This window comes from Bosea sp. NBC_00550, from assembly GCF_026020075.1.
In the GTDB taxonomy this organism is placed as follows: Bacteria; Pseudomonadota; Alphaproteobacteria; order Rhizobiales; family Beijerinckiaceae; genus Allobosea.
Genome location: NZ_CP102772.1, coordinates 2009817 through 2034576 on the forward strand (window position 1 = coordinate 2009817; position 24760 = coordinate 2034576).

A 24760-nucleotide genomic window follows, 5' to 3' on the forward strand; every position below is an offset into this window, starting at 1 on the left:
CGGCTAGGGCGGCCTTGCAAACTCACCCTAGCCGCGCAGCCCTTGTGGTTGCCTTGACTGGCGCGCCCGAGGGGGGCTGGGAGATGATCCGTCGCATCTCTCAGCCTCCACCATCACCCAAGCGGCGCTTTCCGACAAGCGCGGTCCCTCTGTGAAATGGTGTGCAGAAGTCGCGCCGAGAGCGGCCGACTTTCCGTTTCACCGCATCGCCACCGCATTTTCGCCAACTCGGCCGCGCTGACGCTCGATAAAATCAAAGGGTTACGTTCATGAATCGCCATTTCCGAAGATATGCGCGAGATAGCGGCGCATGAAGGGCGGCATGTCGAGCTTTTCAGTCTCGGGCAGGCTGCGGACGATCACGATGTCGGCGAGTTCCTCCTCCTCGAGGTCCTTCATCCGCTCGATCATCAGCGCCCGTGCCTCGCTCGCCGGCAAATCGATCGCGACCTCGCGCATGAAGGCGATGCGCCCGTGCTCGATCACCGCGGTCCAACCGCCGCCGACGCTGAACTCCTCGACGCTTAAGCCTGTTTCCTCGCCGAGTTCCCGCGTGACGCTGCCGGCGAGGTCGAGCGTACGGTCGGGGCGGACATCCTCACGGTCGGGCGTGCCGGCGGCGAAATAGACCTTGCCGGCATTGGCCGTGTGATCGCCCATCTTGCCGCACAGGAAGGCGCCGTCCTTGGCCCTCAGCGCCGCCATGGCGAAGCCGTTGCGGATGACGGGGCCGGGATGGCCCGCATCGCGCCAGCTCATGAAGGCTGCATAATCGGTCTCGAAATAGCCGGCCTCGAACACGCCGTCGCGGATCGCGGCACGATGCTGCAGCATGATGCGCCCGTTGAACATCGCCGGCTTTCCGGCGCTGATCTTCGCCCAATGTGCTTCGATCGCCTCGGCGTTCTCGCGTGCATAGGCCCAGTCATAGGGCTCGACGCGGGCATCGACGCCGGTCAACCGGACGATCGTGCCGTTCTCGACGCCATCAGTCACAGAAGAACGCCCTCGCTGACGACGATGGCCGAGCCGCCGATGCGGGCCGAAACCAGCGCGCGGTCCCGCACGCTCAGTTCCAGCGTGATCTGCGACGGCCGCCCCATCTCGTAGCCCTGCTCGATGACGAGGCGATGGTCGCCATCGGCCGGCTTGTCATAGGCCATGATCGCGCCGGCGAAGGCGGCGGCGGCGCCACCCGTGGCAGGGTCCTCGCCGATGCCCGTTCCCGGCCAGAACATGCGGACATGGAAGTCGTGCCCGGTCTCCGCCGTCTCGCGGCCGTAGAGATAAGCCCCGCCGGCCCCGAACGCCGCCTGCCAGCGCGCAAGATCAGGACGTGCGCGGCCGATGACCTCGCGTGTCGCCACCGGAACGAAGTGGAAAGGCACGCCTGCCGAATAGACCGCCGGAGCATGGTTCTCGAAGCCGATCTCGCTGGCATCGAGGCCGAGCGCCGTGGCCAGCACCTCGGCCTCCGCCGCCTCGCCCACCCGCTCCGGCAGGCGCGGCAAGGTGAAGACGGCGTGCCCGGCATGGCTGCCTTTGACCTCCACGGCGCAAGAGACCGGACCGACCTTCTCCTCCAGCACCAGCAGTTCGGCGGGCCGCCCTTCGGCATCGTCGGTGAGCGCGAGCCAGACCGCCGTGCCGACCGTCGGATGGCCCGCGAATGGCAATTCGCCGCCCGGCGTGAAGATGCGGACGGAAGCGCGATGCCCGGGCTTTTCGGGAGGCGAGACGAAGACCGTCTCGGACAGGTTGAACTCCCTGGCGATGGCCTGCATCGCCTCGGTGTCGAGCCCCTCCGACTGGAGCACCACCGCCAGCGGATTGCCGGCGTGGCGGCGCGTGGTGAAAACGTCGAGCGTGACGAAGCGGCGTTTCATCGGGTCATCCTGCCGGGATTTCGAGATCGATCGTGAGCGGGCAATGGTCAGACGCCTTCGGCCGGTCCCAGCCGACGCGTGGATAGCGATCGGCGCAGGTCGCCAGCCGCGCCATCGAGCGGTCCGGCTCGCGCGGGTCGAGCGGCACGCGGTACGGCAGGCCGCGCCGGATCATCTGCATCGGCGGTGTCGGATTGGCCGCCGCCAGCGAAGGCGAGAGCAGGATGTGGTCGAGCGGCATATGGCTGTCGATCAGCCTCTCCTGGCTTTCCGACCAGTAGCGCCGGAAATGCGTCCAGCGCTCATGCGCCGGCAGCACATCCATCGGCTCGACGGCAAAATCGTCGAGCAGTGGCTCGATGCCACTGTCGCCCTCGTCGACCACTTCGGCGCGCGGGCCGAGGCCATGGCGATAGCCGTTGAGATCGCCGAGCACGATCCAGTTCGCCTCGCGCCAGCCACCCCCGAAGCTTTGCTGAACCAGCCATTTGACCGCCCGCGCCTCGGCCCGGCGCACGGGCAGCGTCATCTCCCGCCCATCCTCACGGCCATTGTTCATCGACTTGAAATGGCAGCCGAACAGGCTGAGCCGCCGTCCGTCGAGGGTCAGTTCGACCTCCAGGCAGTCGCGCGCGAAGACCTTGCCATGCGGGCCGATGCCGAGCATGGCGAGCTCGCGGTCATGCACGCCGGCCTCTGCAAAGGTCAGCTCCTTGTGCGAGCGAACCGTGACCTGCCCCAAGAGATCGCGCCGCGCCGCGAAGCCGATATCGATGTTGCGCCGGTCGTTGCCGTCGATCAGCGTGAAATGGCCGTAGCGGTGGTCGGCGATGCGGTGGACGTAGTTGGCAAAGAAGGCCTGCAGGCTCGCCAGCGAATCGACCTCCTGCAGCATCCACAGATCGGCCTGCGCCTCGGCGATGGCGAGCGCAGTCATCTGGCGTTTGTCGTCTTCCAGCGCCACCGCGAGCGAGCGCTCCACCGCGTCGCGCTCGTCGGCGCGCGGGAAATGGAACAGCGACATCGCTGCCGCCGTCTCGGTGCGCCCGCCCGGCTCGAAGCGGTGGCGGGTCAGCAGATTCTCGACGTTGAAGGTGCCGACGCGCAGCTTCATCGCGACGCCCCTCCCCACCGCCAGCCATCCTCCCCGAAGCCCTCATCCTGAGGAGCGCCGCAAGGCGCGTCTCGAAGGATGCTCCAGGAGGCTCCGGAAACATCTGGACCATCCTTCGAGACGCCGCTTCGCGGCTCCTCAGGATGAGGGCTGGTGAAAGGACCGGCCACGAGCGTCAAATCGCTTCCGGTTCGAAGACCTGCGAGGGCGTGACGAACTCGTCCTGCGCCGCCACGGTCAGGATCTCGCGCGAGCCCGCCTCCTTGGTGCGCTTCAGCAACCCGTAGATCGAGGACGAAGCCTTCCAGAGCGCCGAAGCGGCTGATTCCTCGCGCAGGTAATGGGTGAAGAACAGCGCCGCGATGGCATCGCCCGCACCGTTGACGCTGACGTCGAGCTTCGGCGTCCGCACCCGCCAGCTGCCGGTGGCGTCCGCCGCCATCAGATCGATGGAATCGCCCGGCGTCTCCTCGGTCACCAGCGAGGTCACCATCACCACCTTGGGGCCGGCATCGCGCAACGCTTCCACGGCGCGGTGCGCGTCGGCGAGGGTCTTGATCTCGATATCGGTCAGCAGCTCGAGCTCGAACTGATTGGGCGTCACGATATCGGCGGCCGGCACAGCCTGCTCGCGCATGAATTCGGGGATGCCCGGCCGCACGAAGACGCCGCGGCCGACATCGCCGATCACCGGGTCGCAGCAATAGAGCGCCTTGGGGTTGGCGGCCCGCACCTTTTCGACAGCGGAGAGGATCGCATGGCCGATATCGGCCGAGCCCATATAGCCGGAGATCACGCCGTCGCAATCGGCCAGCACGCCGCGCTCGGCAATGCCTTCCATCACCTCGTCGATCATGCCGCCGTCGAAGACACGGCCCTTCCAGCTGCCATAGCCGGTGTGGTTCGAGAACTGCACCGTGTGGATCGGCCAGACATCGACGCCGAGCCTCTGCATCGGGAAGGTCGCGGAGGCGTTGCCCACATGACCAAAGGCAACGTGGGACTGGATCGAGAGAATATTCATGGTCCGAAGCGATACCCCGTTCGCGATAGGCCCGCGAACCTAGCGGGTCCGGCGCGCGGCGCAAATCGAAAGCGGTGATGGCTGCGATCAGCCCGGCGTCAAGCGCTCGAAAGCTGCGCCACGCCGGCCGTGTCGGTGAACTGGGTTACGCTCTTCAGCTTGCCGTCGGCGATGGTGAAGATATCCATGATCTCGAAGGAGCCGCTGCGTCCGGTCGGCTTGCATTCGACATCGGCGCGCCAATGCAGCGTCGCCTTGCCGCCGTCGACCGTCAGCGCCAGTTCCTCGATATTGCTGAAGACATAGGTCGCGATCAGCCCGGCCATCTGCTCGCGGACGGCGGAGTGCCCATCCGGCTGCGCGAAAATCGCGGCCGCTTGCGGCCCGCCAGCCAGCCGATAGCTGCAGTCGGGATGCATATAGTCCATGAGGGCTTCGAGATCGCCGCGGTGACGGGCGGCATAGGCATCGCGAATCAGGGCTTCGACGGCGGCGCGCTCGGTCATCTCGCCTCTCCTTGCGTCAGCACCTCAGTCTTGCGCTGCCGCGGCTGCGAGTCCAGCGCGGTGCCGGAACGGTCATTCCCGCGGCGCGACCTGCGCCATCGTCGTGGCCAGCACGTAGCGCAGCCCCTCGGGCTGATAGTCCAGCGCGACCTCGCCATGGAACTTCTGCGCCATGACGCGCTCCACCAGCCGCGAGCCGAAACCCACCCGGCGCGGTGGGACGACGAGAGGCCCGCCGCTCTCGGTCCATTCGAACCGGAAGGCATCCTCGCTCTGCGGGCGTCCGGTCGACCAGCCGATCGCGACTTCGCCGGCTTCGACCGACAGCGCGCCGTACTTCATCGCATTGGTCGCGAGCTCGTTGACGGCAAGCGCCAGCGTCATCGCCTGATCCGCCGGCAGCTGCAGCGGCGGCCCGCCGATTCGGATCGTGCCGAGGCCGGCGCGATGCGGCGCCAGCGCCCCCTCGACCACCGCGCGGATCGGGGCGCTGCTCCAGCTCGACTGTGTCAGGATCGAATGCGCTTCCCCCAGCGTCGCGATGCGCTCGCTCAGGATCGATTGCGCCTCCTTGAGCGTCTCGGCGGAACGGAAGGTCTGGCTGGCGATCGCGGCGATCATCGCCAGCGTGTTCTTCATGCGGTGAGCGAGTTCCGCATTGAGCAGGCGCCCGTTGCGCTCGGCCTGCATCTTCCCGGTCGTCTCGATCACCGTATCCATCATGCCGAGAACCCTCCCGGCCTCGTCGCGGATCGGGCTGTAGCAGAAGGTGAACCAGACCTCCTCGGGATGCCCGTACCGATTGATGGTGAGCGGGAAGTCCTCGATGAAGGTCGCCTCGCCGGCGAGAGCCTTGGACACGATCGGGCTGATCTCGTCCCAGACCTCCAGCCAGACCTCCCGGAAAGGCTGCCCGAGCGCCGAGGGCTTGTTGCCGAGAATGGAGCGGAAGGCATCGTTGTGGATGGTGATCAGCTCGGCGCCCCAGGCGAGGCATTTGGGGAAGCGCGAATTGACCATCATGCTGACGGCCGTCTTCAGCGCAGCCGGCCAGTCGCCGAGCGGCCCGAGCGGAGTCGCCTCCCAATCATAAGCACGGATGGCGGCGGCCATATCGCCACCGCCATCCAGAAAAGCCGTTTCGCCGTTCAAGCGACACCCCCAGCGCGAATCCGCACAACATGCACCGAGTGCGGATCGCGCGCGACGTCAAATCATGGTCCGATGCCTAGGCAAAAGGATGGATCGCCTCGCCGCGTCCGAAAGGACGCATGACGAACCATCCCGGGTGCAGGACGTCAGGAGCCGGAAGCCGCCTTCTTGGCGAAGCTGTCGATGAAGGTCTTCGACAGGTCGACATTGGAGTTGGTCAGTTCGGGATCCAACAGCTTCAGCGAATCGTACATGCTCTTCATGCCGTCGAGCGTGGAGATGCCGGTCCGCGAATAGCTTTCCTGCGAGTTCTTGACCGCCTGGAGGTAGAGCGGCTTGTCGCCGAGCAGATACTCTTCCGGCACCAGCGCCGCGACATCCTCGGGCTTCGCCGTCTCCAGCCACTTCAGCGACTTCATCAGCGCGTTGACCAGCTTCTGCGTCGTCACCGGGTTCTTCTCGGCGAAATCGTTCTTGAGATAGAGCACGGCCGCCGGGTTGGCGCCGCCGAACAGAGCCTTGGTGCCCGCCTCGGTGCGCGTGTCGATCAGCGAGACGATATCGCCGTCAGCTTCGAGCTTCGAGGTGACCGGGTCGAGATGCGAGATCACGTCGACCTGCTTCTGCTTGATCGCGGCGACCGCGCTCGCGCCGGCGCCGACGCCGATGATCGCCGCGTCCGTCGCCTTCAGCCCGGCCTTGACCATGGCGTATTGCGCGGTCAGCGCGGTGGAGGAGCCCGGCGCCGTCACGCCGATCTTGAGGCCCTTGAAGTCGGCGGCAGACTTGACCTTGTCAGCGAGGTCCTTGCGCACGGCGATGGTGATCGCCGGGAAGCGGCCGAGCTCGATCACCGCCCGGATGTCCTGGCCCTTCGCCTGCATGCGGATGGTGTGCTCATAGGCGCCGGTCACGACATCGACCGAGCCGCCGACGAGGGCCTGCAGCGACTTCGCGCCGCCGCCGAAATCGTTGATCTCGACGTCGAGGCCCTGATCCTTGAAGAAACCCTTCTTCTCCGCGATGGTGAGCGGGAGATAGTAGAGCAGTTGCTTGCCGCCGACGCCGAGCGTCAGCTTGGGCTTCTCGGCGTTCTGGGCGACGGCATGGGACGCCGCGCCGAGCGCGGTCGAAAGAGCGAGCGCGGCCAGCGCGCCGCGGCGGGACAAGAGCATGGACATTCCTCCGGTTTGGATCCTGCTGGCGCTTCTGACGGGCGCGCATTCCCCGGGAACATAGGCTAGATTGAAGCGCGGGAGCAACAATCCCGCACCGGCGACGAGGCCGGAGCCTTCCGGCCTGTCCACGCATGTCTACCTGCTGCAACGGCAAGGCGAGGGCCGCCCGTGAACGAAGTGCGCATCGCGATTTTCGTCTTCTTCTGCCTGACCGCGGCTTCGCTGGGCGCGCTGTTTTCCTACCAGCGTCTTCCGGAGCATCAGCGGTTGGACGACACGCAGAAGGTCCTGCATCTCATCGCCAACATCTTCGTCGTGATGACCTCCCTCGTCCTGGGCCTGATGATCACTTCGGCGAAGAGCAGGTTCGATGGGGTCAACCAGGACGTTCACAGCTACGCCACCGAGCTGATCCTGCTCGACCGGATGCTGTTCCTCTATGGCCCGGAGGCCAGCGAAACCCGGCAGAAGCTTCTCGTCTATGCCGAGCGCGCCGCGAATGGCCACTGGACTGCCGAAGGCGGGCTTTCGGACAAGACCTCCGAGCGAATGATCGAGGATGTCGGAACCGGCCTGCGCACCCTCGAGCCGAACCGCGATCCTCAGCTCTCGATCTGGAACGACATGCGCGAACAGTACCGCAAGGTGCTGGAGTTGCGCTGGAGTCTGGTCGAACAGGCCGAGGGTTCGCTGCCACGGCCGCTGATGCTGATGGTCGTCGCCTGGCTGGTTCTGATCTTCGCGATCTTTGGATTCCGGGCGCCGCGGAATGCCGTGGTCGTGACGGGTTTCGTCGCTGCCGCGGCCCTGATTGGCGGAGCGATCTATCTGATCGTGGACATGGATGTCCCCTTCGAAGGGCCGATCCAGGTCTCGCCCGCCCCCTTGCAGCGAGCCCTCACCGAGATGCGCCGGTAAACCCGGATTGCTTGTTGCGTTTCAGCCGCCAGATCGCCGGCATCGCGCACTACACTATCTGGACTGGATCAGGGGCGCGGACATCGGCATCATGAAGACTGGAGGACGCCCTGATGTCACAGAAGGGCTACAACCAGTTCTGCCCGGTCGCCAAGGCCTGCGAGGTCATAGAGCCGCGCTGGACGCTCCTGCTTCTGAGCGAGATGCTGGCGGGCTCGACGCGCTTCAACGAGATCGGCCGGGGCGTCCCCGGCATGTCGCCGACGCTGATGTCGCGACGCCTGAAGGAGATGGAGGAGCGCGGGCTGATCGTCCGCTCGGAGCATCCGGCCACGGGCGAGATTCATTACAGGACGACGCCTCTCGCCGAAGAGCTCGGGCCGATCATCAAGGCTCTGGGGAACTGGGCGCATCGCCACATCGATGCCGAGGTGACGCTCGACAACCTCGATGCCCGCCTGCTGATGTGGAACATGCGGCGCAAGATCGACATCGGTGCGCTGCCGCTCGCCAGGCGCACGGTGATCCAGTTCATTTATCCCGAGCTTTGCACCGCCGACCGGAACTTCTGGCTGATCGTGAAGCCGGGCACGCCCGTGGACCTCTGCTCGACCGATCCGGGCTACGACGTCGATCTCTTCGTCACCGCCAAGCTCGAGGCGTTGACCGCGGCATGGATGGGCCATTCCAGCCTGAAGAAGGAAATCGAGCAGGAACGAATTTCGCTGACCGGCGACACACGCCTGGCAGCGTCCATCGAGCACTGGATGGTGCGCAGTTCCTTCGCCGCGGCGTGAGCGCAGCCCTGCGCCGCTCCAGTTTCTGTATCGGGATCGCTACAGAAACTACACTATGGCCGCCCGGCCTCCTGTCGCACGATCAATCCCGCTGATCGGCATCTCCGTTGGCATCATCCTGCGCGCTGACGGACCGTCCTTCGCGACGACGCCTTTCGGCAGGCCGGCACAGCCGGCGTCGATGGCTTCCCACCACATGACAGCGCATGAGGCAGAACCATGGATGAGACACTCACGATGACTCCCCCGCCCGCCGCAGCGACGCCCGATCTCGCCGCAGTCAAGGCCCGCCAGCAATCGACCTGGGCATCGGGCGATTACGCCGTCATCGGCACGACCCTCCAGATCGTCGGCGAGAATCTGTGCGAGGCCGTCGATCTGCGCAGCGGCGAACGCGTTCTCGACGTCGCCGCCGGCAACGGCAACGCGACATTGGCCGCCGCCCGCCGCTGGGGCGAGGTCACCTCGACCGACTATGTCCCCGCCTTGCTGGAACGGGGCCGCGCCCGTGCCAAGGCCGAGGGCCTCGACGTGACCTTCCAGCCGGCCGACGCGGAGGCCCTGCCCTTCGCCGATGCCAGCTTCGACGTCGTGCTCTCGACCTTCGGCGTCATGTTCACGCCCGATCAGGAGCGCGCCGCCTCGGAGATGATGCGGGTCTGCCGGCCCGGCGGACGGATCGGGCTGGCGAACTGGACGCCCGAGAGCTTCATCGGCCAGGTCTTCAAGACAATCGGCAAATACGTCCCGCCCGCGCCGGGTGTCCGGTCGCCGGCGCTCTGGGGCACGGCCGAGCGTCTCAAGGAGCTGTTCGGCGCCGGTTCGCCGTCCTGGAACGAACGCCACTTCACCTTCCGCTATCGCTCGCCAGCCCATTGGCTCTCGGTGTTCCGCACCTGGTATGGCCCGGTGCAGAAGACCTTCGCGAACCTTCCCGAGGACAAGGGCCGCGAGCTCGAGCAGGACCTGCTCGCCCTGATCGGCCGGCTCAATATCTCCGGGGACAGCACGATGGTTCTACCGAGTGCCTATCTGGAAGTCGTCGTGACCAAGCGCTAGGCCAGCCACAGGCGGGAAGGCTACAGCGAAGCGACGGGTTGCCCGTCGCTTCGCCCTGCAGGGCTACAACGGTCCGTCGCTCAGCCCGCCGGCACTGCGGGAACGAGGCCGTGGCGAAGCATGAGCTCCTTCACCGCGACAGGATCGGGTGGACCGCCAGCGCCGAGCAAGCCGGCGATCTCGCGAAAATAGCCGGGCCCGAGCACGCCGGGCGACAGGATGCAGAGGCAACTCGCCGCCTCATCGCTTTCGTTCCGGAAGCCGTGGACCACGCCGCGCCTGATGAAGGCCGACTGTCCCTGTTGGAGAGCGACATCCCGGCCGTCGATCGTGAACGTCAAGGTCCCGTCGAGACCATAAACCGTCTCGTCCCAGCTCTCATGATAGTGGGGCACCGGGACCTTCACCTTCGGAGCCACGGTCATCCGAAAGACGTCGATGCTGCCCTCGGTCTCATCCTTGTCGTACAGGAACTCCAGCAGCAGCCCACCCATCCTGATCGTTTCGGCCACCGGAACCTCCCCACCCGCGCGTGATGATGCGACCCTAGCGAACTGACGTTGCGGAAGCCACCGTTTCCGTCCCGCCTCCGTCGCATCAGGCTGTCGTCGTCGAGCTCTGCCCGGGACGCCAGACCAGCAGCCGCTTCTCGACCAGCGTCACCAGCGCGTCGATGGCGATGACGAAGATCGCCAGGATCAGCATGCCCGAGAAGACGCCGGTGACGTCGAAGACGCTCTCGGCCTCGTGGATCTTGTAGCCGAGCCCGGCGGACGAGCCGAGATATTCGCCCACGACCGCGCCGACCAGCGCGAAGCCGACCGAGGTATGCAGCGAGGAGAACATCCAGGTCAGCGCCGACGGCCAGTAGACATGCTTGAAGAGCTGGCGCTCGTTCATGCCGAGCATGCGCGCATTGGCCAGGATCGTCGGCGAGACCTCTCGCACGCCCTGGTAGACGTTGAAGAACACGATGAAGAAGACCAGCGTGAAGCCGAGCGCCACCTTCGACCAGATGCCGAGCCCGAACCAGAGCGCGAAGATCGGCGCCAGCACGACGCGCGGCAGGGCGTTCGCCGCCTTGATGTAGGGGTCGAACACCGCCGAGAGCAGCTCGCGCCGCGCAAAGGTGAAGCCGAACAGGATGCCCGCGAGCGAGCCGATGACGAAGGCTAGCACCGTCTCGGTCAGCGTGATGCCGAGATGCCAGTAGATGTCGGCGCTGGTGAGCTGCTTGAAGGTGCGCGTCAGCACGGCGACCGGCGTCGAGAAGAAGAACTGGATCGTCTTGACGTCGCCGAACAGGCTCGTCGTGGTCACCACATGCCAGATCAGCAGGAAGGCCAGCATCACCAGGACCTGGAGCGAGAGGAGCTTCACGCGCTTCATGATGCGTCTCCCCCGACCAGCTCCCGGCCCTCGCCCATCGCATAGGCCTTCTGCACCTCGACGCGCAGCGAGGTCCAGATATCGCGATGGATCTCGTGGAAGGCCTTCTCCAGCCTGATGTCTGCGATGTCGCGCGGGCGCGGCAGGTCGACCTTGTAATCCGCGACGATCCCCGCCGCCGGCCCTGCCGACATCACCACGACCCGGTCGGACAGCGCGATCGCCTCTTCGAGATCGTGCGTCACGAACATCAGCGCCTTGCGGTCGCGCGACCAGAGATCGAGCAGGAGATTGCCCATGATCTGGCGGGTCTGCGCATCGAGTGGACCGAATGGCTCGTCCATCAGCAGGATCTCGGGATTGCGGATCAGCATCTGGGCGAGGCTGACGCGCTTGCGCTGCCCGCCCGAGAGCATGTGCGGGTAGCGATCAACGAAGGTCCGCAAGCCCACGCGCGCCAGCCATTCGCGCGCCCGCTGGTCCGCCTCGCGCTCCGGCACGCCCATGGGCTCGAGCGCGACCTTGACGTTGTCCAGCGCCGTCTTCCACGGCATCAGCGCGTCCTGCTGGAAGAGATAGCCGGCGCGGCGGTTGAGACCCACAAGCGGCTTGCCGAAGATGCCGACCTTTCCGGCCGACGGCGAAAGCAGCCCCGCCGCCGCGTTGAGCAGCGTGGACTTGCCGCAGCCGGTCGGCCCGACGATCGAGACGAACTCGCCGGGATGGACCTTGAGGTCGATGCCCTTCACGGCCTGATAGCGGCCGCCATCGGCAAGGTGGAAGGTGATGTCGACACCGCCGAGCGCGACGGCCGGCTCATCCGGCGACGTCGCTCCTGCCCCCGCATGCGCCTGCGGGCGATCCTGCAACTCCATGAAACCCGTTTCCCCGTCGACCGCCGTCCCGGCGGTGCCGTCAGCTTGTTCTGCGTTGCGGAGATTAATAGGCGATCAGTCCGCGAAGGCAACGCCGTCGCGTGGTGCGGCCGCGCGTCGCTTGCATCGATCTGCTGCCGCGGCCATATGCCAGAACCGATCCATGCCAAGACCGATCTGCGGGAGCTGAACCGAACGCCATGGCCGACCTCGAACAAGCCATGCACGCGCTCGTGGAGTTCATGCGCATCCATCAGCAATGGGCGATCCCGATCGTCTTCATGGTCGCCTTCGCCGAATGCGTCGCGATCCTGTCCTGGCTGGTGCCAGCGACCGTGTTCTTCACCACCTTCGGCGCCGTCGCGGGCGCTTCCGGCCTCAATCTCGTCCCGCTCGCACTCGCAGCTTCGCTCGGCGCCGGCAGCGGCTTCTGGGTGTCGTACTGGGCAGGCCTTCTGCTTGGCCCGCGCGTTCACGACTACTGGCCCTTCACCAAGAACCCGCAACTGCTCGATCGCGGCCACGCCTTCTTCGAGAAATGGGGGATCGCGAGCATCCTGATCGGGCACTTCTTCGGGCCGCTCAGGGCGGTGATCGCCATCGTCGCCGGCATCGTGAACATGCCGTTCTGGCAGTTCCAGCTCGCGAACTGGCTCGCCTCCTTCGCCTGGGGCTTCGGATTGCTCTACGGCGTCGGGCGGGTCAGCGAATTCTTCGCACGTTGAGCGAGCCCGGAACCTGACTGTCCGGTGAACGCGGCATTGTGCGGCCGTTCAATTCCAAAGGCGCCTATTCGCGTCGTCGCATCGCGGCACGCCACTTTCATCGGCGAGCCCGGCGCGACACGCCGAACGGCCCTGGGCCGCCGGCGTCGTCCGTCGGCGGGACCCGGCCCCCGGCGGATGCGATGATCCGGGCCGACCCTGTGAGGTCCATGCCATGACGATGTCCCGTTTCCTCATCCCCCTCGTCGCGCTTGCCGCCATGGGCGGTCAGGCTTTCGCCCAGACCGCGACGCAGCCGACTCCCTCCGCCAAGCCGGCAGCGCCCGTCACCGCGCCTGCCGCTCCCGCTGCACAGGCAGCCCCGGCAACCAAGCCGGCCACGCCTGCCGCCCAGCCCGTCGCGGCACAGGCCAAGAAGATCAATATCAACACGGCGACCGCAGCCGAACTCGACACGCTGAAGGGCATCGGCGAGGCCCGTTCCAAGAAGATCATCGAGGAACGCGGCAAGGCGAAATTCAAGGATTTCGCCGATCTGGTGAAGCGCGGCACCCTGCCGTCGAATGTCGAGGCCGAGATCAAGGACAAGATCACCTTCTGATCGGCTTCGGATATGCAAAAGCCTCCGGCGCAAGGCGCCGGAGGCTTCGCTGTGCCCGATACGGGCAAAGCGGAAAATCGAACCGCGCGGCCGCGCTGACTTGTCAGGCGAGGCCGAGCACCACGGCAAGCATCATCGCCAGCGACAACCCCAGCACCACGCGGATGACCGCAGGCGTTTCAAGGATTCGCAGAAGTTCCATCGCAGCCTCCTCTGATGAGCGGGCAAACACGAACGACCGACGCAAATCTCAATAGGCAAACATTTCGAGCGCGATCCAGGCGACCGCGGCGAGGACGAGCCCGGAAATCAGCACCGTCAGAACCGGCCGTCCGAGGAAGCCCTGCCGCGCCTCGACGGGCGTCTCGACCGCCGGATCGGCATCGCTGTGATCGTCGGCGCGCATCGGCGGCACCGGATCACCACCGCGAAGCTGCTCGACATCCTGCGGCGGCACTCTGGGTCGGGTATCGACCGTCATGACCGTCTCCCTGCGTTCAGCCGGACAGAAGACCGGCACCGCAACGGAAACGCCCGCGCATCAACAGTGTTCCTGCCAGCGCCCGAAAGAAAACGGGCGGCAGCCTTACAGCCACCGCCCGAAAACAGAAAGGACCTTTGATATCAGATTGTTGCAAGTCATTCCGGAATCAGATCCGGAACGACTTGAATCAATCCGGCAAGCCCGCGCCTTTGACGTCATTCTCGGGCGCCGCGACGCGGCAATCCGAGAACCTCCTGTCGAAAAGGGCGCCCTTCCTTCACAAGATGCTCGGGTCAAGCCCGAGCATCACGGAGTGTGAAAGGCCTCGGTTCTCGCCTTGTCGACCAGGGCCTTGGCCTTGATCCCAAAGGCCCGGCGGAAGCCGGGCCGTCGCGGAACAAAAGATCCTGGATCAACCCTCAGTTCTTGGTCTTGTCGACCAGCGCCTTGGCCTTGATCCAGGGCATCATGTCGCGGAGCTTGGCGCCGACTTCCTCGATCGGATGGGCGGCGTAGCGAGCGCGGGTCGCCTTGAACGAGGTCTGGTTGACCTTGTTCTCGAGCATCCAGTCGCGGGTGAACTTGCCCGACTGGATGTCGGTCAGCACGCGCTTCATCTCGGCCTTGGTCTCGGCGGTGATGATCCGCGGGCCGGTGACGTACTCGCCGAACTCGGCGGTGTTCGAGATCGAGTAGTTCATGTTGGCGATGCCGCCCTCATAGATGAGGTCGACGATCAGCTTCACTTCATGAAGGCACTCGAAATAGGCCATCTCGGGGGCGTAGCCGGCCTCGGTCAGCGTCTCGTAGCCGGCCTTGATCAGCTCGACCAGGCCGCCGCAGAGCACGACCTGCTCGCCGAAGAGATCGGTCTCGCACTCTTCCTTGAAGGTCGTCTCGATGATGCCGGCGCGGCCGCCGCCATTGGCCGAGGCATAGGACAGGCCGAGGTCATGGGCGTTGCCGGTCGCGTCCTGGTGGATCGCGATCAGGGTCGGCACGCCGCCGCCGCGCTGATACTCGGAACGGACGGTGTGGCCAGGGCCCTTCGGGGCGACCATCAGCACGTCGAGGTCCTTGCGCGGCTCGATCAGGTTGAAATGGACGTTGAGGCCGTGCGCGAACAGGAGGGCAGCGCCTTCCTTCATGTTGCCGTGCAGCTCGTCGCGATAGATGTCGCCCTGCAGCTCGTCCGGGGTCAGCATCATCATGATGTCCGAGACCTTGGCGGCCTCCGACGGGGTCATCACCTTGAAGCCGGCTTCCTCGGCCTTCTTGCGCGTGGCCGAGCCGGCCTTGAGCGCGATGATGATCTCCTTGACGCCGGAATCGCGCAGGTTGAGCGCATGGGCGTGGCCCTGCGAGCCGTAGCCCACGATGCAGACCTTCTTGCCCTTGATCAGGTTGATGTCGGCATCACGATCGTAATAAACGCGCATGGGTGTCTCCTTTGTCACGCGTTGGACTTGTCCCGGCCCGGATCGTTCTGTGCCGTGCCGTAGAGGGTGAAGAACTGCTCGGCCGCGCGCTCCGCGTCGCCCGTGATCTCGGCCTTGCTCAAGGTCAGCGTATCGCCGAGCAGGAGCCGGATCTGGACGTCGCGGCCGGCGAGGCCGAAGAAGGTGCGGAACGCTGTCTCGGTATCGTCGAAGGCCAGGAGCCCCGCCTCGCGGCCCGCATCGAGCACGGGTTTCAGCCGCTCGCCGATGGCGAAGCGACCATTCGCCAGCACGATCGAGCCGAGATTGCCGTCGCGTGAGGCCGCCTGGCTGATGCCGATGCGGTTGAGCGCGATCGAGGTCGGACTGGCGATGACTTCGAGCCAGTTCGCGGCGAAGCGCTTCAGGCTCTCGCGCAGCGCGCCGGCATCGAGCGTCTGGCGGTCGAAATTGCCCGCCCTCACCTTCGAGGCCTGCCACTGCACCGTCGCGGTCAGAAGGCCGTCGCGATCACCGAACCATTTGTAGAGCGTTTCCTTGGAGCAGCTCGCACGCCGCGCCACCGCGGTCATGGTGAGGCCACTGCCCTTCTCGACCATCAGGCTCAGCACGGCATCGAGCACGGCTTGCTGGCGCGCGGTCAGCGCCTCGCCTTGCGTCTCTGCGGCAGCCTGCGTCATGGTCGGCGGAAATCTCCAGTACCGTACGTTACGGTTCAGGCATCTAGCGCAGCCACAGATCGCGGGCAAGCGTTATTCGGGGTGGCGGCGCGCCAGAGAAGAATTATCTCCGGAGTTCGATGGCCTGATGAACGGAGAGACCTATGACCTTGCCCACCGCCGCCGATATCGTCGCTTTCTGGCGCCAGGCCGGGCCTGAGAAATGGTTCGCCAAGGACGAGGCCTTCGATGCCGAGATTATCAGGCGCTTCCTGCCCGCGCATGAAGCCGCGGCGGCGGGCGAGCTCGCCGATTGGGAGGAAACGCCCGAGGGCGTCTATGCCCTGCTGATCCTGCTCGACCAGTTCCCGCGCAACATGTTCCGCGACAGTCCGCGTGCCTTCGCCACGGATGCCCAGGCCCTTACCATCGCGGGGCACGCCATCGCAGGCGGATTCGACGAAGCCTATCAGGCACCCGAGAAGCGCTTCTTCTACATGCCCTTCATGCACTCCGAGAAGCTGGCGGATCAGGAGCGCTGCATCGCGCTCTGCGCCGCGGCCGATGACCCCGAAGGGGTCAGATATGCGGAGGTCCATCGCGACATCATCCGCGATTTCGGCCGCTTCCCGCATCGCAATCCGGTGCTGGGGCGCGATACCACGGCCGAGGAAAGGAGCTTCCTGACCGAGGGCGGTTTCGCAGGCTGAAGCTCATTCAATCAGCCCGGGAAACAACCCGTCATCCCTGGCTTGGCCCGGGATCCATCGTGGGGCGCCGCGCTCTGCAATGGATCCCGGATCGGCGCCGCTTCGCGGCTTGTCCGGGATGACGGCGGGTTTCCCGATCTTATCCTGTCAACCCTGCTGGCTCGCCATACGCTGCAGGAAGATCGCCGCGATCGTCAGAAGGAAACCGACCCACCATAGTGGCGAGCGCAGACTCGAACCGCTGCCGAGCGGCTCAGCCTTGGCCCGGCCGGACAGGCGCAACAGCACCGGGCCGGCGAGGCAGAGAAAGCCGACGACGCCGAGCCCGAGCGCGATCAGGCTGAGCTGGTCGGGCCTCAGCGCCATCATCACATCGCCTCCGGCCCGCGGCTCATCGCCGCGATGCCGGTGCGCGAAACTTCCGTGAGGCCGACCACCGTCATCATCTTGATGAAGCGCTCGATCTCCTCGGTCGAGCCTGTCAATTCGAACACGAAGGAGGTCAAAGAGGCATCGAGCGTCCGCGCGCCGAAGGCCGAAGCCAGCCGCATCGCCTCGACGCGATGCTCGCCCTTGCCGACCACCTTGATCAGCGCGAGCTCGCGCTCCAGCGCCTCGCCCTGCTCGGTCAGGTCGACGACCCGGTGCACCGGCACCAGACGGTCGAGATGCGCCTTGATCTGGTCGATCACATTGGCGGTGCCCGAGGTCACGACCGTGATGCGCGAGATGTGCTTGTCATGCTCGGTCTCGGAAACGGTGAGGCTCTCGATGTTGTAGCCGCGCCCCGAGAACAGCCCGGCGATGCGGGCAAGAACGCCCGGTTCGTTGTCGACGATCACCGCCAGCGTATGGCGGGCGACCGGCTGGGACTTCGGAGCGTTCGGGTAATGGCTGGCGGGCTTCGACATGACGGACCTGCAGGCGGGTTGGAGCGAAAGATTGGCGGAGAGTAAGATTCAGGACTGGCGCAGATCGACGAGGGCGGACTCGTCCACCTCGTCATGGGCTACGATCCAGGGCTCGTCGAGCGCGGCCGCGAGCCATTCGCGATAGGCCGGCAGCGCTAGCACAGCGCGCATGTAGTCCTGCGAAACCGGATCGATGGCGATGCCATAGGTGTCGAGGCGGGTGACGACCGGCGCGTACATCGCGTCCGCCGCCGAGAAGGCGCCATAGAGGAAAGGCCCCTCGCCTGCCCCGCCGAAACGCTCGCGCGCCTGCCGCCAGATGCCGGTGATCCGCTCGACATCGCGGGCCACATCCGCGCCGCGATCACGCGCCGCATAACGCTTGCCGAGGTTCATCGGGCAGGCGCCGCGCAGCGCCGTGAAGCCCGCATGCATCTCGCTGCAGGCGGCGCGGGCCTGGGCGCGGGCGGCGGGGTCGCTCGGCCAGATGCCTGCATCGGGATGCGTCTCATGGAGATACTCGATGATCGCCAGCGTCTCCCAGACCGCGAGATCGCCATCGATCAGCGTCGGCACGGTGCCGCCGCTGCCCGGCGCCTCAGCGAAGACGGTCTGCTTGAAGCCGGGCTCGTCGAGCAGGACGAGCTTCTCCGAAAAGGCGATGCTCTTGACGCGCATTAGCAGCCAGGCCCGGAGCGACCAGGACGAATAGCACTTGTTGCCGATCAGCAGCTTCATGCGGCGACGCTCTCGGTTTCGCCGACGAAATCAAGCGCCGCAGCGACATGCAGCGCGGTGGTGTCGAAGACGGGCATCGCGAAATCCGCCTGCGAGACCAGAAGCCCGATCTCCGTGCAGCCGAGGATGACGCCGTCGGCGCCCTCCTCCCGCGCCGCACGCTCGACGATGGCGCGATAGCGCTCGCGCGAATCCGGCTCGACGCGACCGCGGCACAATTCCTCGTAGATCACGCGATGCACCTCGTCGCGCTCCTGCGGCTGCGGCACCAGCGCCTCGACGCCGAAGGCCTTCAGCCGGTCGCGATAGAAGCTCTGCTCCATGGTGAAGCGCGTCGCCAGCAATAGCGGCCGGCGCGCGCCGGAGGCGAGGATTGCCCGCGCCGTCACATCGGCCAGGTGCAGGAAGGGTAGCTTGGTCGCGGCGGTGATCTGGTCCGCCACCTTGTGCATGGTGTTGGTGCAGAGCACGAGGCAGGAGGCACCGGCGCGCTCCAGCCGCCGCCCGCTCTCGGCCAGCGCCGCACCGGCTGCCGCCCAATCGCCCTGCGCTTGCATCTCGGCGATGCCAGCGAAATCGACCGAATGCAGCAGGACATCGGCCGAGTGCAGCCCACCCGAGCGCGCCCGCACGACTTCATTGAGCAGCCGGTAGTAGACCGCGGTCGATTCCCAGCTCATGCCGCCGATCAGGCCAATGGTATTCATGCTGTTCCCCTTGCCGTGCCGCCAGCGTCATTCTCGGGCGGAGCAGAGCTTCGACCCGAGAATCTCTTTCAGAGCGAAACGCCCTTCGTCCTGAGATGCTCGGGTCAAGCCCGAGCATGACGATGCCTCGTCAAACGAGCTGCTTGCCCTTGGCGTCGATGATCTGGCCGGTATCGCCTTCGAAATCGGGCAGGATCATCTCGTTATGCGCCTTGCCCGATGGGATCATCGGGAAGCAGTTCTCTTCCTTGGCGACGACGCAATCGAAGATCACCGGCTTCGGCGTATCGATCATCTCCATGATCGCGGCGTCGAGTTTGGCCGGGTCGTCGCAACGAATGCCATGGCCGCCATAGGCCTCGGCAAGCTTCACGAAGTCCGGCAGCGACTGCGAATAGCTCTCCGAATAGCGCCCGCCATGCAGCAGTTCCTGCCACTGGCGCACCATGCCCATGTATTCGTTGTTGAGGATGAAGATCTTCACCGGCAGCCGGTACTGCACCGCCGTCGACATCTCCTGCATGTTCATCAGAATCGAGGCTTCGCCCGCGATGTCGATGACCAGCGCCTTCGGGTGCTTCATCTGCACGCCGATCGCCGCCGGCAGGCCATAGCCCATGGTGCCGAGCCCACCGGAGGTCATCCAGCGGTTCGGCTCCTGGAAGTGGAAGTGCTGCGCCGCCCACATCTGGTGCTGGCCGACCTCGGTCGTGATGAAGGGATCGCGGTCCTTGGTCAGCTGGTAGAGCCGCTCGATGGCGTATTGCGGCTTGATCACCGTGTCGGACTGCTTGTAGGCGAGGCTCTTGCGGCCGCGCCAGCCCTCGATCTGCGTCCACCAGGCGGCGAGCGCGGTCTTGTCGACCTGCGCACCGGTCTCACGCCAGATCCGGACCATATCCTCCAGCACATGGGCGCAGTCGCCGACGATGCCGATATCGATCTTGACCGTCTTGTTGATCGAGGACGGGTCGATGTCGATGTGGATCTTCTTCGAGCGCGGCGAGAAGCCGTCGATCCGCCCGGTGATGCGATCGTCGAAGCGCGCGCCGATATTGATCATGACGTCGCAGTCATGCATCGCCAGATTGGCCTCGTAGGTACCGTGCATGCCGAGCATCCCGAGCCACTGCTTGTCCGCAGCCGGGAAGGCGCCGAGCCCCATCAGCGTCGAGGTGACCGGGAAGCCCGTCAGCCGCGCCAGCTCACGCAGCAGCGCCGAGGCGTGCGGACCAGAGTTGATCACGCCGCCGCCGGTGTAGAAAACCGGCTTCTTGGCGCCGGCGATCAGCTCGACCGCGGCCTTGATCTTGTTCAGGTCGCCCTTGACCACCGGGCGATAGGTCTTGTGCTGGTTGTCGCGCGGGCGGGTATAGGTGCCGGTGGCGAACTGGATGTCCTTCGGGATGTCAATGACGACGGGACCGGGCCGGCCATTGGCCGCGACGTAGAACGCCTCGTGCAGGACACGCGGCAGGTCGTGGATGCTCTTCACCAGGTAGTTGTGCTTGGTGCAGGAGCGGGTGATGCCGACCGTGTCGCATTCCTGGAAGGCGTCCGAGCCGATCAGATGCGTCGGAACCTGGCCGGTGATGACGACGAGCGGGATCGAGTCGAGCAGCGCGTCGGTCAGGCCCGTGACCGCGTTCGTCGCGCCAGGGCCGGAGGTCACGAGCACGCAGCCGACCTTGCCGGCGGTCGAGCGGGCATAGCCTTCGGCGGCATGGACGGCGCCCTGCTCGTGGCGGACGAGCACATGCTTGACCTTGTCCTGCTGGAAGATCGCATCGTAGATCGGGAGTACGGCCCCGCCGGGATAACCGAACAGGTGCTCGACACCCTGGTCCTGAAGCGCGCGGACGACCATCTCGGCGCCGGTCATCATCTCGCTCATAACGCTCTCCTGAGGCTGATCTACTGGTCTGTCTGGGGATTTAGGCAATAAAAAAGGCCCTCGGAGGGGCCTGGGCGTGCGCTGGCGTCGGGGACGCCCGGTTGTTAAACCGGCCCCTACCAGCGCACCTGTACGATAATAAGCTTGCGCATCGCGCGTTCGATCCTTGGCGGAAGTTGCGGAACGCTAGCGGAGAGCGCCCAGCCGGTCAAGCGCCAACCAACATGGTTACCGGTCGGTCTGCGGCGCACCCGAAAATCAGGTGCCGTAACGGAACGATTTCTCAATCCGCCGTCCCTAGGATTCGCGGCGCTCGAACCGGGACGGACATGTACTACGAAGTCCATAGCGAGAATATCGCGGCGCGCAGCCATGCCCCGCAGATTGCAGAGATCCTGCGCCGCTTCGCCTCGCGCTACCGCGAGGACGGCCCGGTCGCCTATGAGGAATTCACCGCCGAGATCCTGCCCCTTTTCGGCAAGGATCTGATGATCCTGGAACCCACCGGCGACGGCGACTATTGCTGGCTTCACTTCGGGCGCGAGATCGTGCGCTATTCCGGCGCCACGCGCCTCGGACAGCGCGTCTCGGACATGCGTCCGCAGGTCGCCCGCTTCACCATCGCCGCCCTCGACCAGGCGTTGGCCGAAGATCGGCCGCTCTATACCGTGCACCGATCGAGCGGCACGGTACGCGTCGCCCTGTGGGAGCGGCTGCTCCTGCCGACGCTTGCCCAGGACGGCCGTCGCTACGTCATTGCCTTCGCCCGGCCGCTGCAGTTCCGCGAGGACCTGCTCAACGCCGTGCTCGAAACCTCACCCAGCGGGATCGTGGCGTTGCGCGCCATCCGCGACAACGCCGGCCGGATCGAGCAGGCCGTCATCGTCACCGCCAACAAGCGCGCCGCCGTGCTGAGCGGAAGCCCCGAAGCCGAACTCCTCGACACCGATGGTCGCGAGAGCCTGCCCTTCCTGTCCGATCTTTCGATCTGGCAGCGCTGCGTCTATGCGATGAACCTTCAGCGTGCCGACGTGCTGGAGACATCCTTCACCCAGGAGGGCAAGACCCTCTGGCTGAGGATCGCCATCGCTCCGCTGGGCGACGGGCTGCTGCTGACGCTGACCGACGTCACCGATCTCACCGTCGCCAACCAGACCCTGCAGCTGCGCGCGGCCACGCTGGCGCTGGAGATCGGCCGCGAGCGCGCGACGCGGCGCGCCCTCTCCGAGGAGATCGGCCACCGCGAGGAACGCGAGCGCGAGCTGCGCCGCCTGGCCGAGACCGACCCGCTCACCGCGCTGCTCAACCGCCGCTCCTTCACCGAGAAGGCCAACGCCGCCATCGCGGCAAGCGAGGCGGATGGCAGCGATATCGCGCTGATCATCGTCGACCTCGATCATTTCAAGCAGGTCAACGACAGCTATGGCCATCCGGCCGGGGATGCGGTGATCCGCGCCTTCGCCGATCTTCTGCTCGGGCAGTTCCTCAACGAGCACAATCTCGTGGGACGCTTCGGCGGCGAGGAGTTCGGCATCCTGTTGCCGGATTGCGACCTGGCCTCTGCCGCGTCGAGCGCCCGTCAGATCCAGGACACCCTGCTCGCCCGTTCGATGCCCGTCTCCGAGACCTTGGCGCTGCGGGTGACCGCGAGCCTCGGCGTCGCCGCGCGCGATCGCGGCGAGACCCTCGCATCCCTGACGGGGCGGGCGGACCAGGCGCTCTACCGGGCCAAGAACGAGGGGCGCAATCGCCTCGGCTTGGCCCCGCCGGAAGCAGTCGCCGCCGCAGCGGCCGCCGCCTGATCAGATTGCGAGCGCCTCGCAGGCGACATCCAGCGCTTCGAGCGGCGCGACCGCCCGCCATCCCGTCATCTGATGCCGGAACCATGTCACCTGCCGCTTGGCATAGGCGCGCGTATCGGCCTGCCCGCGCCGGATCGCCTCGGCAAGGCTGATCTCGCCGTCGAGATGAGCGATCAGCCCGGGGACGCCATGCGCCCGCATGATCGGCAGCAGCGGATCGAGCCCGCGCGCCTTCAGCCGCACGACCTCATCGAGCGCCCCGGCCTCGATCATCTGCTCGAAACGGCGGTCGATCTGCTGCCGCACCACCTCCCGCTCGGGATGAACGAACAGGCGTAGCAGCTCGCTCTCGCCGAGCGGCCCGGGCTCGCGTTCGCCCTGGAAGCTCGCGAGCGACCGCCCCGTCGCCCGGAAGACCTCGATCGCCCGCATGATCCGCATCCGGTCGCTCGGCTTGAGCCGCTCCGCCATCGCCGGATCGCAGGCGGCGAGCTCGGCATGGAGCTTGGCCGTGTCGAGCCCGTCGGCATGGGCACGAAAGCCAGCCCGGACGCTCTCGGGAACAGCCGGCATCGCCGAGAACCCCTCCGTCACCGCCTTGAAGTAGAGCCCGGTGCCACCGACGAGGATCGGCAGCGAGCCGCTAGTCCGCAAGTCGTCGAGCAGCTTCGCCAGATCGGCCGCGTAGCGCATCGCCGAATAGTTCACGGCGCCATCGACATGCCCGTAGAGACGATGCGGCACCATCGCCTCCTCCGCCTCGCTGGGACGCGCGCTCAGGGTGCGCAGGTCGGCATAGACCTGCATGGAATCGGCGTTGACCACGGTGCCGCCGGTGCGGCGCGCGATCTCCATCGCCAGCGCGGACTTGCCGCTGGCGGTCGGACCTGCGATGAGCACCGCCCTGAACTGTCCTTCGGCCTGCCCCACCCGGTCCTCACATGCTCGTCGCCACACTCGTATCCGCCCACGGCCAGGCGCTGGTCGGCGAAGCACTGCTGGCCCGCCTTGCCCGCACCGTTCCCGGCACCGTCCGCACGGCCGTTCTCGACGGCGCGGTCGCTGCCGACCTCTTCGCGGAAGCAGCCGATGCACGCAAGCTCGAAGCCGATATCGGCGCGGAGCTGGATGGCGCGGCGATCGACATCATCGTCCAGCCGGCGGCGACCCGCCGCAAGGCGCTGTTTCTGGCCGACATGGACTCCACCATGATAGGCCAGGAATGCATCGACGAGCTCGCGGCCTATGTCGGCCTCAAGGAGCTCGTCGCCGGCATCACCGAGCGGGCCATGCGCGGCGAGATCGCCTTCGAGCCTGCGCTGCGCGAGCGCGTCGCACTGCTCAAGGGCGTGCCGCTGTCGGTCGTCGACGAGATCATTCGGGACCGCATCACGCTGACGCCGGGCGGGCGCGAGTTGGTCCGGACCATGCGCGCGAATGGCGGCTATACCGCCCTCGTCTCGGGCGGGTTCACGGTCTTCACCGGCCCGATCAGCGCCGCAATCGGCTTCGACGAGCACCGCTCCAACGTCCTGCTTGCCGATGGCGGCATTCTGCGCGGCGAGGTCGCCGCTCCCATCGTCGGCATGCAGGCCAAGCTCGATGCGCTCGTCGAGCTGCGCACCCGCTTCGGGCTGGCGCCGGAAGCGACGATGGCCGTGGGCGACGGCGCCAATGATCTCGCCATGCTCGGCGAAGCCGGGCTGGGCGTCGCCTTCCGCGCCAAGCCGGCGGTCGCGGTTGCGGCCGGCGCCAGGCTGAACCGTGCCGATCTAACCGCCCTGCTCTATGCCCAGGGCTACACCGGCAGCGAGATCGTCCGCGCCTGATCAGTCGACGATGAAGAGCTTCGCGCCGGTCTTCGTCGCGGAGCGATGGGCCTCGGCGCCATCGGCGACCTGATAGCTCATGCCGGCCTTGAGCGGCATCACGCGGCCATCGGCGAGCGTGGTATCCATCTCGCCTTCCAGGCACAGGATCACGTGCCCCTTGGAGCACCAGTGATCGGCGGAGTAGCCGGGCGAGTACTCCACCATGCGCACGCGGATGCGGTTCTCCTCCGGGCCGAAATACTGGACGCGCCAGATCGCCTCGCCGCTGTCGCCGGCATGGCGCTCCGGAGCGATCGTCGACCAGTCGGTGGTGACGAAGGGAATGTCACTGATCTTCATCGGGTCTCTCCCGGCTTGTCC

General features: G+C 66.1%; 29 protein-coding genes. 9 read left to right on the forward strand and 20 right to left on the reverse strand.

Annotated features, from left to right (window positions below):
- Positions 1 to 267: 267 nt before the first annotated feature.
- The 7 genes from NWE53_RS09560 to NWE53_RS09590 all read right to left on the reverse strand — a co-directional run bounded on the left by NWE53_RS09560 (position 268) and on the right by NWE53_RS09590 (position 6857).
- The gene (locus NWE53_RS09560; protein ID WP_265054081.1) at positions 268 to 996 is read right to left on the reverse strand and encodes an NUDIX hydrolase; all 729 of its coding nucleotides are present in this window, start codon (positions 994 to 996) and stop codon (positions 268 to 270) included.
- Positions 993 to 1886, reverse strand: coding sequence for a PhzF family phenazine biosynthesis protein (locus NWE53_RS09565; protein ID WP_265054082.1), 894 nt, complete (start codon positions 1884 to 1886; stop codon positions 993 to 995). Before NWE53_RS09565 ends, NWE53_RS09560 begins: the two co-directional genes overlap by 4 nt.
- A gap of 4 nt (positions 1887 to 1890) precedes the next feature.
- On the reverse strand, positions 1891 to 3000 hold the full coding sequence (locus NWE53_RS09570) for an endonuclease/exonuclease/phosphatase family protein (RefSeq protein ID WP_265054083.1): 1110 nt from the start codon (positions 2998 to 3000) through the stop codon (positions 1891 to 1893).
- A 175-nt stretch (positions 3001 to 3175) separates the two neighbouring features.
- On the reverse strand, positions 3176 to 4024 hold the full coding sequence (gene pdxY, locus NWE53_RS09575) for a pyridoxal kinase PdxY (RefSeq protein ID WP_265054084.1): 849 nt from the start codon (positions 4022 to 4024) through the stop codon (positions 3176 to 3178).
- Positions 4025 to 4122: 98 nt separating this feature from the next.
- Complete coding sequence (locus NWE53_RS09580; protein WP_265054085.1) at positions 4123 to 4530, reverse strand: nuclear transport factor 2 family protein; 408 nt, start codon at positions 4528 to 4530, stop codon at positions 4123 to 4125.
- Positions 4531 to 4602: 72 nt separating this feature from the next.
- Positions 4603 to 5643, reverse strand: a complete 1041-nt coding sequence (locus tag NWE53_RS09585; RefSeq protein ID WP_265054086.1) for a sensor histidine kinase — start codon at positions 5641 to 5643, stop codon at positions 4603 to 4605.
- Between the two features lie 185 nt (positions 5644 to 5828).
- Complete coding sequence (locus NWE53_RS09590) at positions 5829 to 6857, reverse strand: ABC transporter substrate-binding protein (protein WP_265054087.1); 1029 nt, start codon at positions 6855 to 6857, stop codon at positions 5829 to 5831.
- A 171-nt stretch (positions 6858 to 7028) separates the two neighbouring features.
- Here NWE53_RS09590 and NWE53_RS09595 point away from each other — a divergent pair, with 171 nt between their 5' ends.
- The 3 genes from NWE53_RS09595 (at position 7029) to NWE53_RS09605 (ending at position 9634) form a co-directional block, all read left to right on the forward strand.
- Positions 7029 to 7778 (forward strand): bestrophin-like domain, encoded by a 750-nt coding sequence (locus NWE53_RS09595; protein ID WP_265054088.1) that lies wholly within the window; start codon positions 7029 to 7031, stop codon positions 7776 to 7778.
- Positions 7779 to 7891: 113 nt separating this feature from the next.
- On the forward strand, positions 7892 to 8575 hold the full coding sequence (locus tag NWE53_RS09600; RefSeq protein ID WP_265054089.1) for a winged helix-turn-helix transcriptional regulator: 684 nt from the start codon (positions 7892 to 7894) through the stop codon (positions 8573 to 8575).
- Between the two features lie 219 nt (positions 8576 to 8794).
- A complete protein-coding gene (locus tag NWE53_RS09605) occupies positions 8795 to 9634 on the forward strand; it encodes a class I SAM-dependent methyltransferase (RefSeq protein ID WP_265054090.1) in 840 nt (279 codons plus the stop codon).
- An 80-nt stretch (positions 9635 to 9714) separates the two neighbouring features.
- On the opposite strand, the gene NWE53_RS09610 is transcribed toward NWE53_RS09605, so the two are convergent.
- The 3 genes from NWE53_RS09610 to NWE53_RS09620 all read right to left on the reverse strand — a co-directional run bounded on the left by NWE53_RS09610 (position 9715) and on the right by NWE53_RS09620 (position 11898).
- Entirely contained in the window at positions 9715 to 10146 is a 432-nt protein-coding gene (locus NWE53_RS09610) for a cupin domain-containing protein (RefSeq protein WP_265054091.1), read from the reverse strand.
- An 85-nt stretch (positions 10147 to 10231) separates the two neighbouring features.
- Entirely contained in the window at positions 10232 to 11023 is a 792-nt protein-coding gene (locus NWE53_RS09615) for an ABC transporter permease (protein WP_265054092.1), read from the reverse strand.
- A complete protein-coding gene (locus tag NWE53_RS09620; protein WP_265054093.1) occupies positions 11020 to 11898 on the reverse strand; it encodes an ABC transporter ATP-binding protein in 879 nt (292 codons plus the stop codon). Before NWE53_RS09620 ends, NWE53_RS09615 begins: the two co-directional genes overlap by 4 nt.
- Before the next feature lie 200 nt (positions 11899 to 12098).
- Here NWE53_RS09620 and NWE53_RS09625 point away from each other — a divergent pair, with 200 nt between their 5' ends.
- The gene (locus NWE53_RS09625; protein ID WP_265054094.1) at positions 12099 to 12623 is read left to right on the forward strand and encodes a DedA family protein; all 525 of its coding nucleotides are present in this window, start codon (positions 12099 to 12101) and stop codon (positions 12621 to 12623) included.
- A 214-nt stretch (positions 12624 to 12837) separates the two neighbouring features.
- Positions 12838 to 13224 carry a ComEA family DNA-binding protein gene (locus NWE53_RS09630; RefSeq protein ID WP_265054095.1) on the forward strand — a complete coding sequence of 129 codons (387 nt, stop codon included), beginning with the start codon at positions 12838 to 12840 and terminating at the stop codon, positions 13222 to 13224.
- Between the two features lie 250 nt (positions 13225 to 13474).
- Here the strand turns inward: NWE53_RS09630 and NWE53_RS09635 are convergent, their stop codons facing one another.
- Positions 13475 to 13705 carry a hypothetical protein gene (locus NWE53_RS09635; protein ID WP_265054096.1) on the reverse strand — a complete coding sequence of 77 codons (231 nt, stop codon included), beginning with the start codon at positions 13703 to 13705 and terminating at the stop codon, positions 13475 to 13477.
- Here NWE53_RS09635 and NWE53_RS09640 point away from each other — a divergent pair.
- Positions 13704 to 14027: a hypothetical protein gene (locus NWE53_RS09640; protein WP_265054097.1), complete on the forward strand. Its 324-nt coding sequence runs from the start codon at positions 13704 to 13706 to the stop codon at positions 14025 to 14027. The two genes, NWE53_RS09635 and NWE53_RS09640, sit on opposite strands and share 2 nt — an antisense overlap.
- 100 nt (positions 14028 to 14127) lie before the next feature.
- Here the strand turns inward: NWE53_RS09640 and ilvC are convergent, their stop codons facing one another.
- Together ilvC and NWE53_RS09650 are read right to left on the reverse strand one after the other, a co-directional pair.
- Positions 14128 to 15147, reverse strand: a complete 1020-nt coding sequence (gene ilvC / locus NWE53_RS09645; RefSeq protein WP_265054098.1) for a ketol-acid reductoisomerase — start codon at positions 15145 to 15147, stop codon at positions 14128 to 14130.
- A gap of 14 nt (positions 15148 to 15161) precedes the next feature.
- Positions 15162 to 15827, reverse strand: a complete 666-nt coding sequence (locus NWE53_RS09650; protein WP_265054099.1) for a TetR/AcrR family transcriptional regulator C-terminal domain-containing protein — start codon at positions 15825 to 15827, stop codon at positions 15162 to 15164.
- 143 nt (positions 15828 to 15970) lie between these two features.
- On the opposite strand from NWE53_RS09650, the gene NWE53_RS09655 reads away from it, so the two are divergent.
- Positions 15971 to 16516 (forward strand): DUF924 family protein, encoded by a 546-nt coding sequence (locus NWE53_RS09655; protein ID WP_265054100.1) that lies wholly within the window; start codon positions 15971 to 15973, stop codon positions 16514 to 16516.
- 147 nt (positions 16517 to 16663) lie between these two features.
- On the opposite strand, the gene NWE53_RS09660 is transcribed toward NWE53_RS09655, so the two are convergent.
- The 5 genes from NWE53_RS09660 to NWE53_RS09680 all read right to left on the reverse strand — a co-directional run bounded on the left by NWE53_RS09660 (position 16664) and on the right by NWE53_RS09680 (position 20766).
- Positions 16664 to 16885 carry a hypothetical protein gene (locus tag NWE53_RS09660; RefSeq protein ID WP_265054101.1) on the reverse strand — a complete coding sequence of 74 codons (222 nt, stop codon included), beginning with the start codon at positions 16883 to 16885 and terminating at the stop codon, positions 16664 to 16666.
- A complete protein-coding gene (gene ilvN, locus NWE53_RS09665; RefSeq protein ID WP_265054102.1) occupies positions 16885 to 17427 on the reverse strand; it encodes an acetolactate synthase small subunit in 543 nt (180 codons plus the stop codon). The genes NWE53_RS09660 and ilvN overlap by 1 nt, the downstream gene beginning before the upstream one ends.
- 48 nt (positions 17428 to 17475) lie before the next feature.
- Entirely contained in the window at positions 17476 to 18165 is a 690-nt protein-coding gene (locus NWE53_RS09670) for a glutathione S-transferase (RefSeq protein ID WP_265054103.1), read from the reverse strand.
- Complete coding sequence (locus NWE53_RS09675; RefSeq protein WP_265054104.1) at positions 18162 to 18872, reverse strand: aspartate/glutamate racemase family protein; 711 nt, start codon at positions 18870 to 18872, stop codon at positions 18162 to 18164. Before NWE53_RS09675 ends, NWE53_RS09670 begins: the two co-directional genes overlap by 4 nt.
- A gap of 130 nt (positions 18873 to 19002) precedes the next feature.
- Entirely contained in the window at positions 19003 to 20766 is a 1764-nt protein-coding gene (locus NWE53_RS09680; RefSeq protein ID WP_265054105.1) for an acetolactate synthase 3 large subunit, read from the reverse strand.
- 329 nt (positions 20767 to 21095) lie between these two features.
- Here NWE53_RS09680 and NWE53_RS09685 point away from each other — a divergent pair, with 329 nt between their 5' ends.
- Positions 21096 to 22568 (forward strand): GGDEF domain-containing protein, encoded by a 1473-nt coding sequence (locus NWE53_RS09685; protein ID WP_265054106.1) that lies wholly within the window; start codon positions 21096 to 21098, stop codon positions 22566 to 22568.
- On the opposite strand, the gene miaA is transcribed toward NWE53_RS09685, so the two are convergent.
- The gene (gene miaA, locus NWE53_RS09690) at positions 22569 to 23423 is read right to left on the reverse strand and encodes a tRNA (adenosine(37)-N6)-dimethylallyltransferase MiaA (RefSeq protein WP_265054862.1); all 855 of its coding nucleotides are present in this window, start codon (positions 23421 to 23423) and stop codon (positions 22569 to 22571) included.
- Between the two features lie 86 nt (positions 23424 to 23509).
- Here miaA and serB point away from each other — a divergent pair, with 86 nt between their 5' ends.
- The gene (serB, locus tag NWE53_RS09695) at positions 23510 to 24397 is read left to right on the forward strand and encodes a phosphoserine phosphatase SerB (RefSeq protein WP_265054107.1); all 888 of its coding nucleotides are present in this window, start codon (positions 23510 to 23512) and stop codon (positions 24395 to 24397) included.
- On the opposite strand, the gene NWE53_RS09700 is transcribed toward serB, so the two are convergent.
- The gene (locus NWE53_RS09700; protein ID WP_265054108.1) at positions 24398 to 24739 is read right to left on the reverse strand and encodes a DHCW motif cupin fold protein; all 342 of its coding nucleotides are present in this window, start codon (positions 24737 to 24739) and stop codon (positions 24398 to 24400) included.
- Between the last annotated feature and the right edge of the window lie 21 nt (positions 24740 to 24760).

Coding starts and splice junctions, on each gene's coding strand:
- NWE53_RS09565 (WP_265054082.1), bottom strand. CDS start 1,886: ATGAAACGCCGCTTCGTCACGCTCGACGTTTTCACCACGCGCCGCCAC.
- NWE53_RS09570 (WP_265054083.1), bottom strand. CDS start 3,000: ATGAAGCTGCGCGTCGGCACCTTCAACGTCGAGAATCTGCTGACCCGC.
- pdxY (WP_265054084.1), bottom strand. CDS start 4,024: ATGAATATTCTCTCGATCCAGTCCCACGTTGCCTTTGGTCATGTGGGC.
- NWE53_RS09580 (WP_265054085.1), bottom strand. CDS start 4,530: ATGACCGAGCGCGCCGCCGTCGAAGCCCTGATTCGCGATGCCTATGCC.
- NWE53_RS09585 (WP_265054086.1), bottom strand. CDS start 5,643: ATGGCCGCCGCCATCCGTGCTTATGATTGGGAGGCGACTCCGCTCGGG.
- NWE53_RS09590 (WP_265054087.1), bottom strand. CDS start 6,857: ATGCTCTTGTCCCGCCGCGGCGCGCTGGCCGCGCTCGCTCTTTCGACC.
- NWE53_RS09600 (WP_265054089.1), top strand. CDS start 7,892: ATGTCACAGAAGGGCTACAACCAGTTCTGCCCGGTCGCCAAGGCCTGC.
- NWE53_RS09605 (WP_265054090.1), top strand. CDS start 8,795: ATGGATGAGACACTCACGATGACTCCCCCGCCCGCCGCAGCGACGCCC.
- NWE53_RS09615 (WP_265054092.1), bottom strand. CDS start 11,023: ATGAAGCGCGTGAAGCTCCTCTCGCTCCAGGTCCTGGTGATGCTGGCC.
- NWE53_RS09620 (WP_265054093.1), bottom strand. CDS start 11,898: ATGGAGTTGCAGGATCGCCCGCAGGCGCATGCGGGGGCAGGAGCGACG.
- NWE53_RS09625 (WP_265054094.1), top strand. CDS start 12,099: ATGGCCGACCTCGAACAAGCCATGCACGCGCTCGTGGAGTTCATGCGC.
- NWE53_RS09630 (WP_265054095.1), top strand. CDS start 12,838: ATGACGATGTCCCGTTTCCTCATCCCCCTCGTCGCGCTTGCCGCCATG.
- NWE53_RS09640 (WP_265054097.1), top strand. CDS start 13,704: ATGACCGTCTCCCTGCGTTCAGCCGGACAGAAGACCGGCACCGCAACG.
- NWE53_RS09635 (WP_265054096.1), bottom strand. CDS start 13,705: ATGACGGTCGATACCCGACCCAGAGTGCCGCCGCAGGATGTCGAGCAG.
- ilvC (WP_265054098.1), bottom strand. CDS start 15,147: ATGCGCGTTTATTACGATCGTGATGCCGACATCAACCTGATCAAGGGC.
- NWE53_RS09650 (WP_265054099.1), bottom strand. CDS start 15,827: ATGACGCAGGCTGCCGCAGAGACGCAAGGCGAGGCGCTGACCGCGCGC.
- NWE53_RS09655 (WP_265054100.1), top strand. CDS start 15,971: ATGACCTTGCCCACCGCCGCCGATATCGTCGCTTTCTGGCGCCAGGCC.
- NWE53_RS09660 (WP_265054101.1), bottom strand. CDS start 16,885: ATGATGGCGCTGAGGCCCGACCAGCTCAGCCTGATCGCGCTCGGGCTC.
- ilvN (WP_265054102.1), bottom strand. CDS start 17,427: ATGTCGAAGCCCGCCAGCCATTACCCGAACGCTCCGAAGTCCCAGCCG.
- NWE53_RS09670 (WP_265054103.1), bottom strand. CDS start 18,165: ATGAAGCTGCTGATCGGCAACAAGTGCTATTCGTCCTGGTCGCTCCGG.
- NWE53_RS09675 (WP_265054104.1), bottom strand. CDS start 18,872: ATGAATACCATTGGCCTGATCGGCGGCATGAGCTGGGAATCGACCGCG.
- NWE53_RS09680 (WP_265054105.1), bottom strand. CDS start 20,766: ATGAGCGAGATGATGACCGGCGCCGAGATGGTCGTCCGCGCGCTTCAG.
- NWE53_RS09685 (WP_265054106.1), top strand. CDS start 21,096: ATGTACTACGAAGTCCATAGCGAGAATATCGCGGCGCGCAGCCATGCC.
- miaA (WP_265054862.1), bottom strand. CDS start 23,423: ATGGAGATCGCGCGCCGCACCGGCGGCACCGTGGTCAACGCCGATTCC.
- serB (WP_265054107.1), top strand. CDS start 23,510: ATGCTCGTCGCCACACTCGTATCCGCCCACGGCCAGGCGCTGGTCGGC.
- NWE53_RS09700 (WP_265054108.1), bottom strand. CDS start 24,739: ATGAAGATCAGTGACATTCCCTTCGTCACCACCGACTGGTCGACGATC.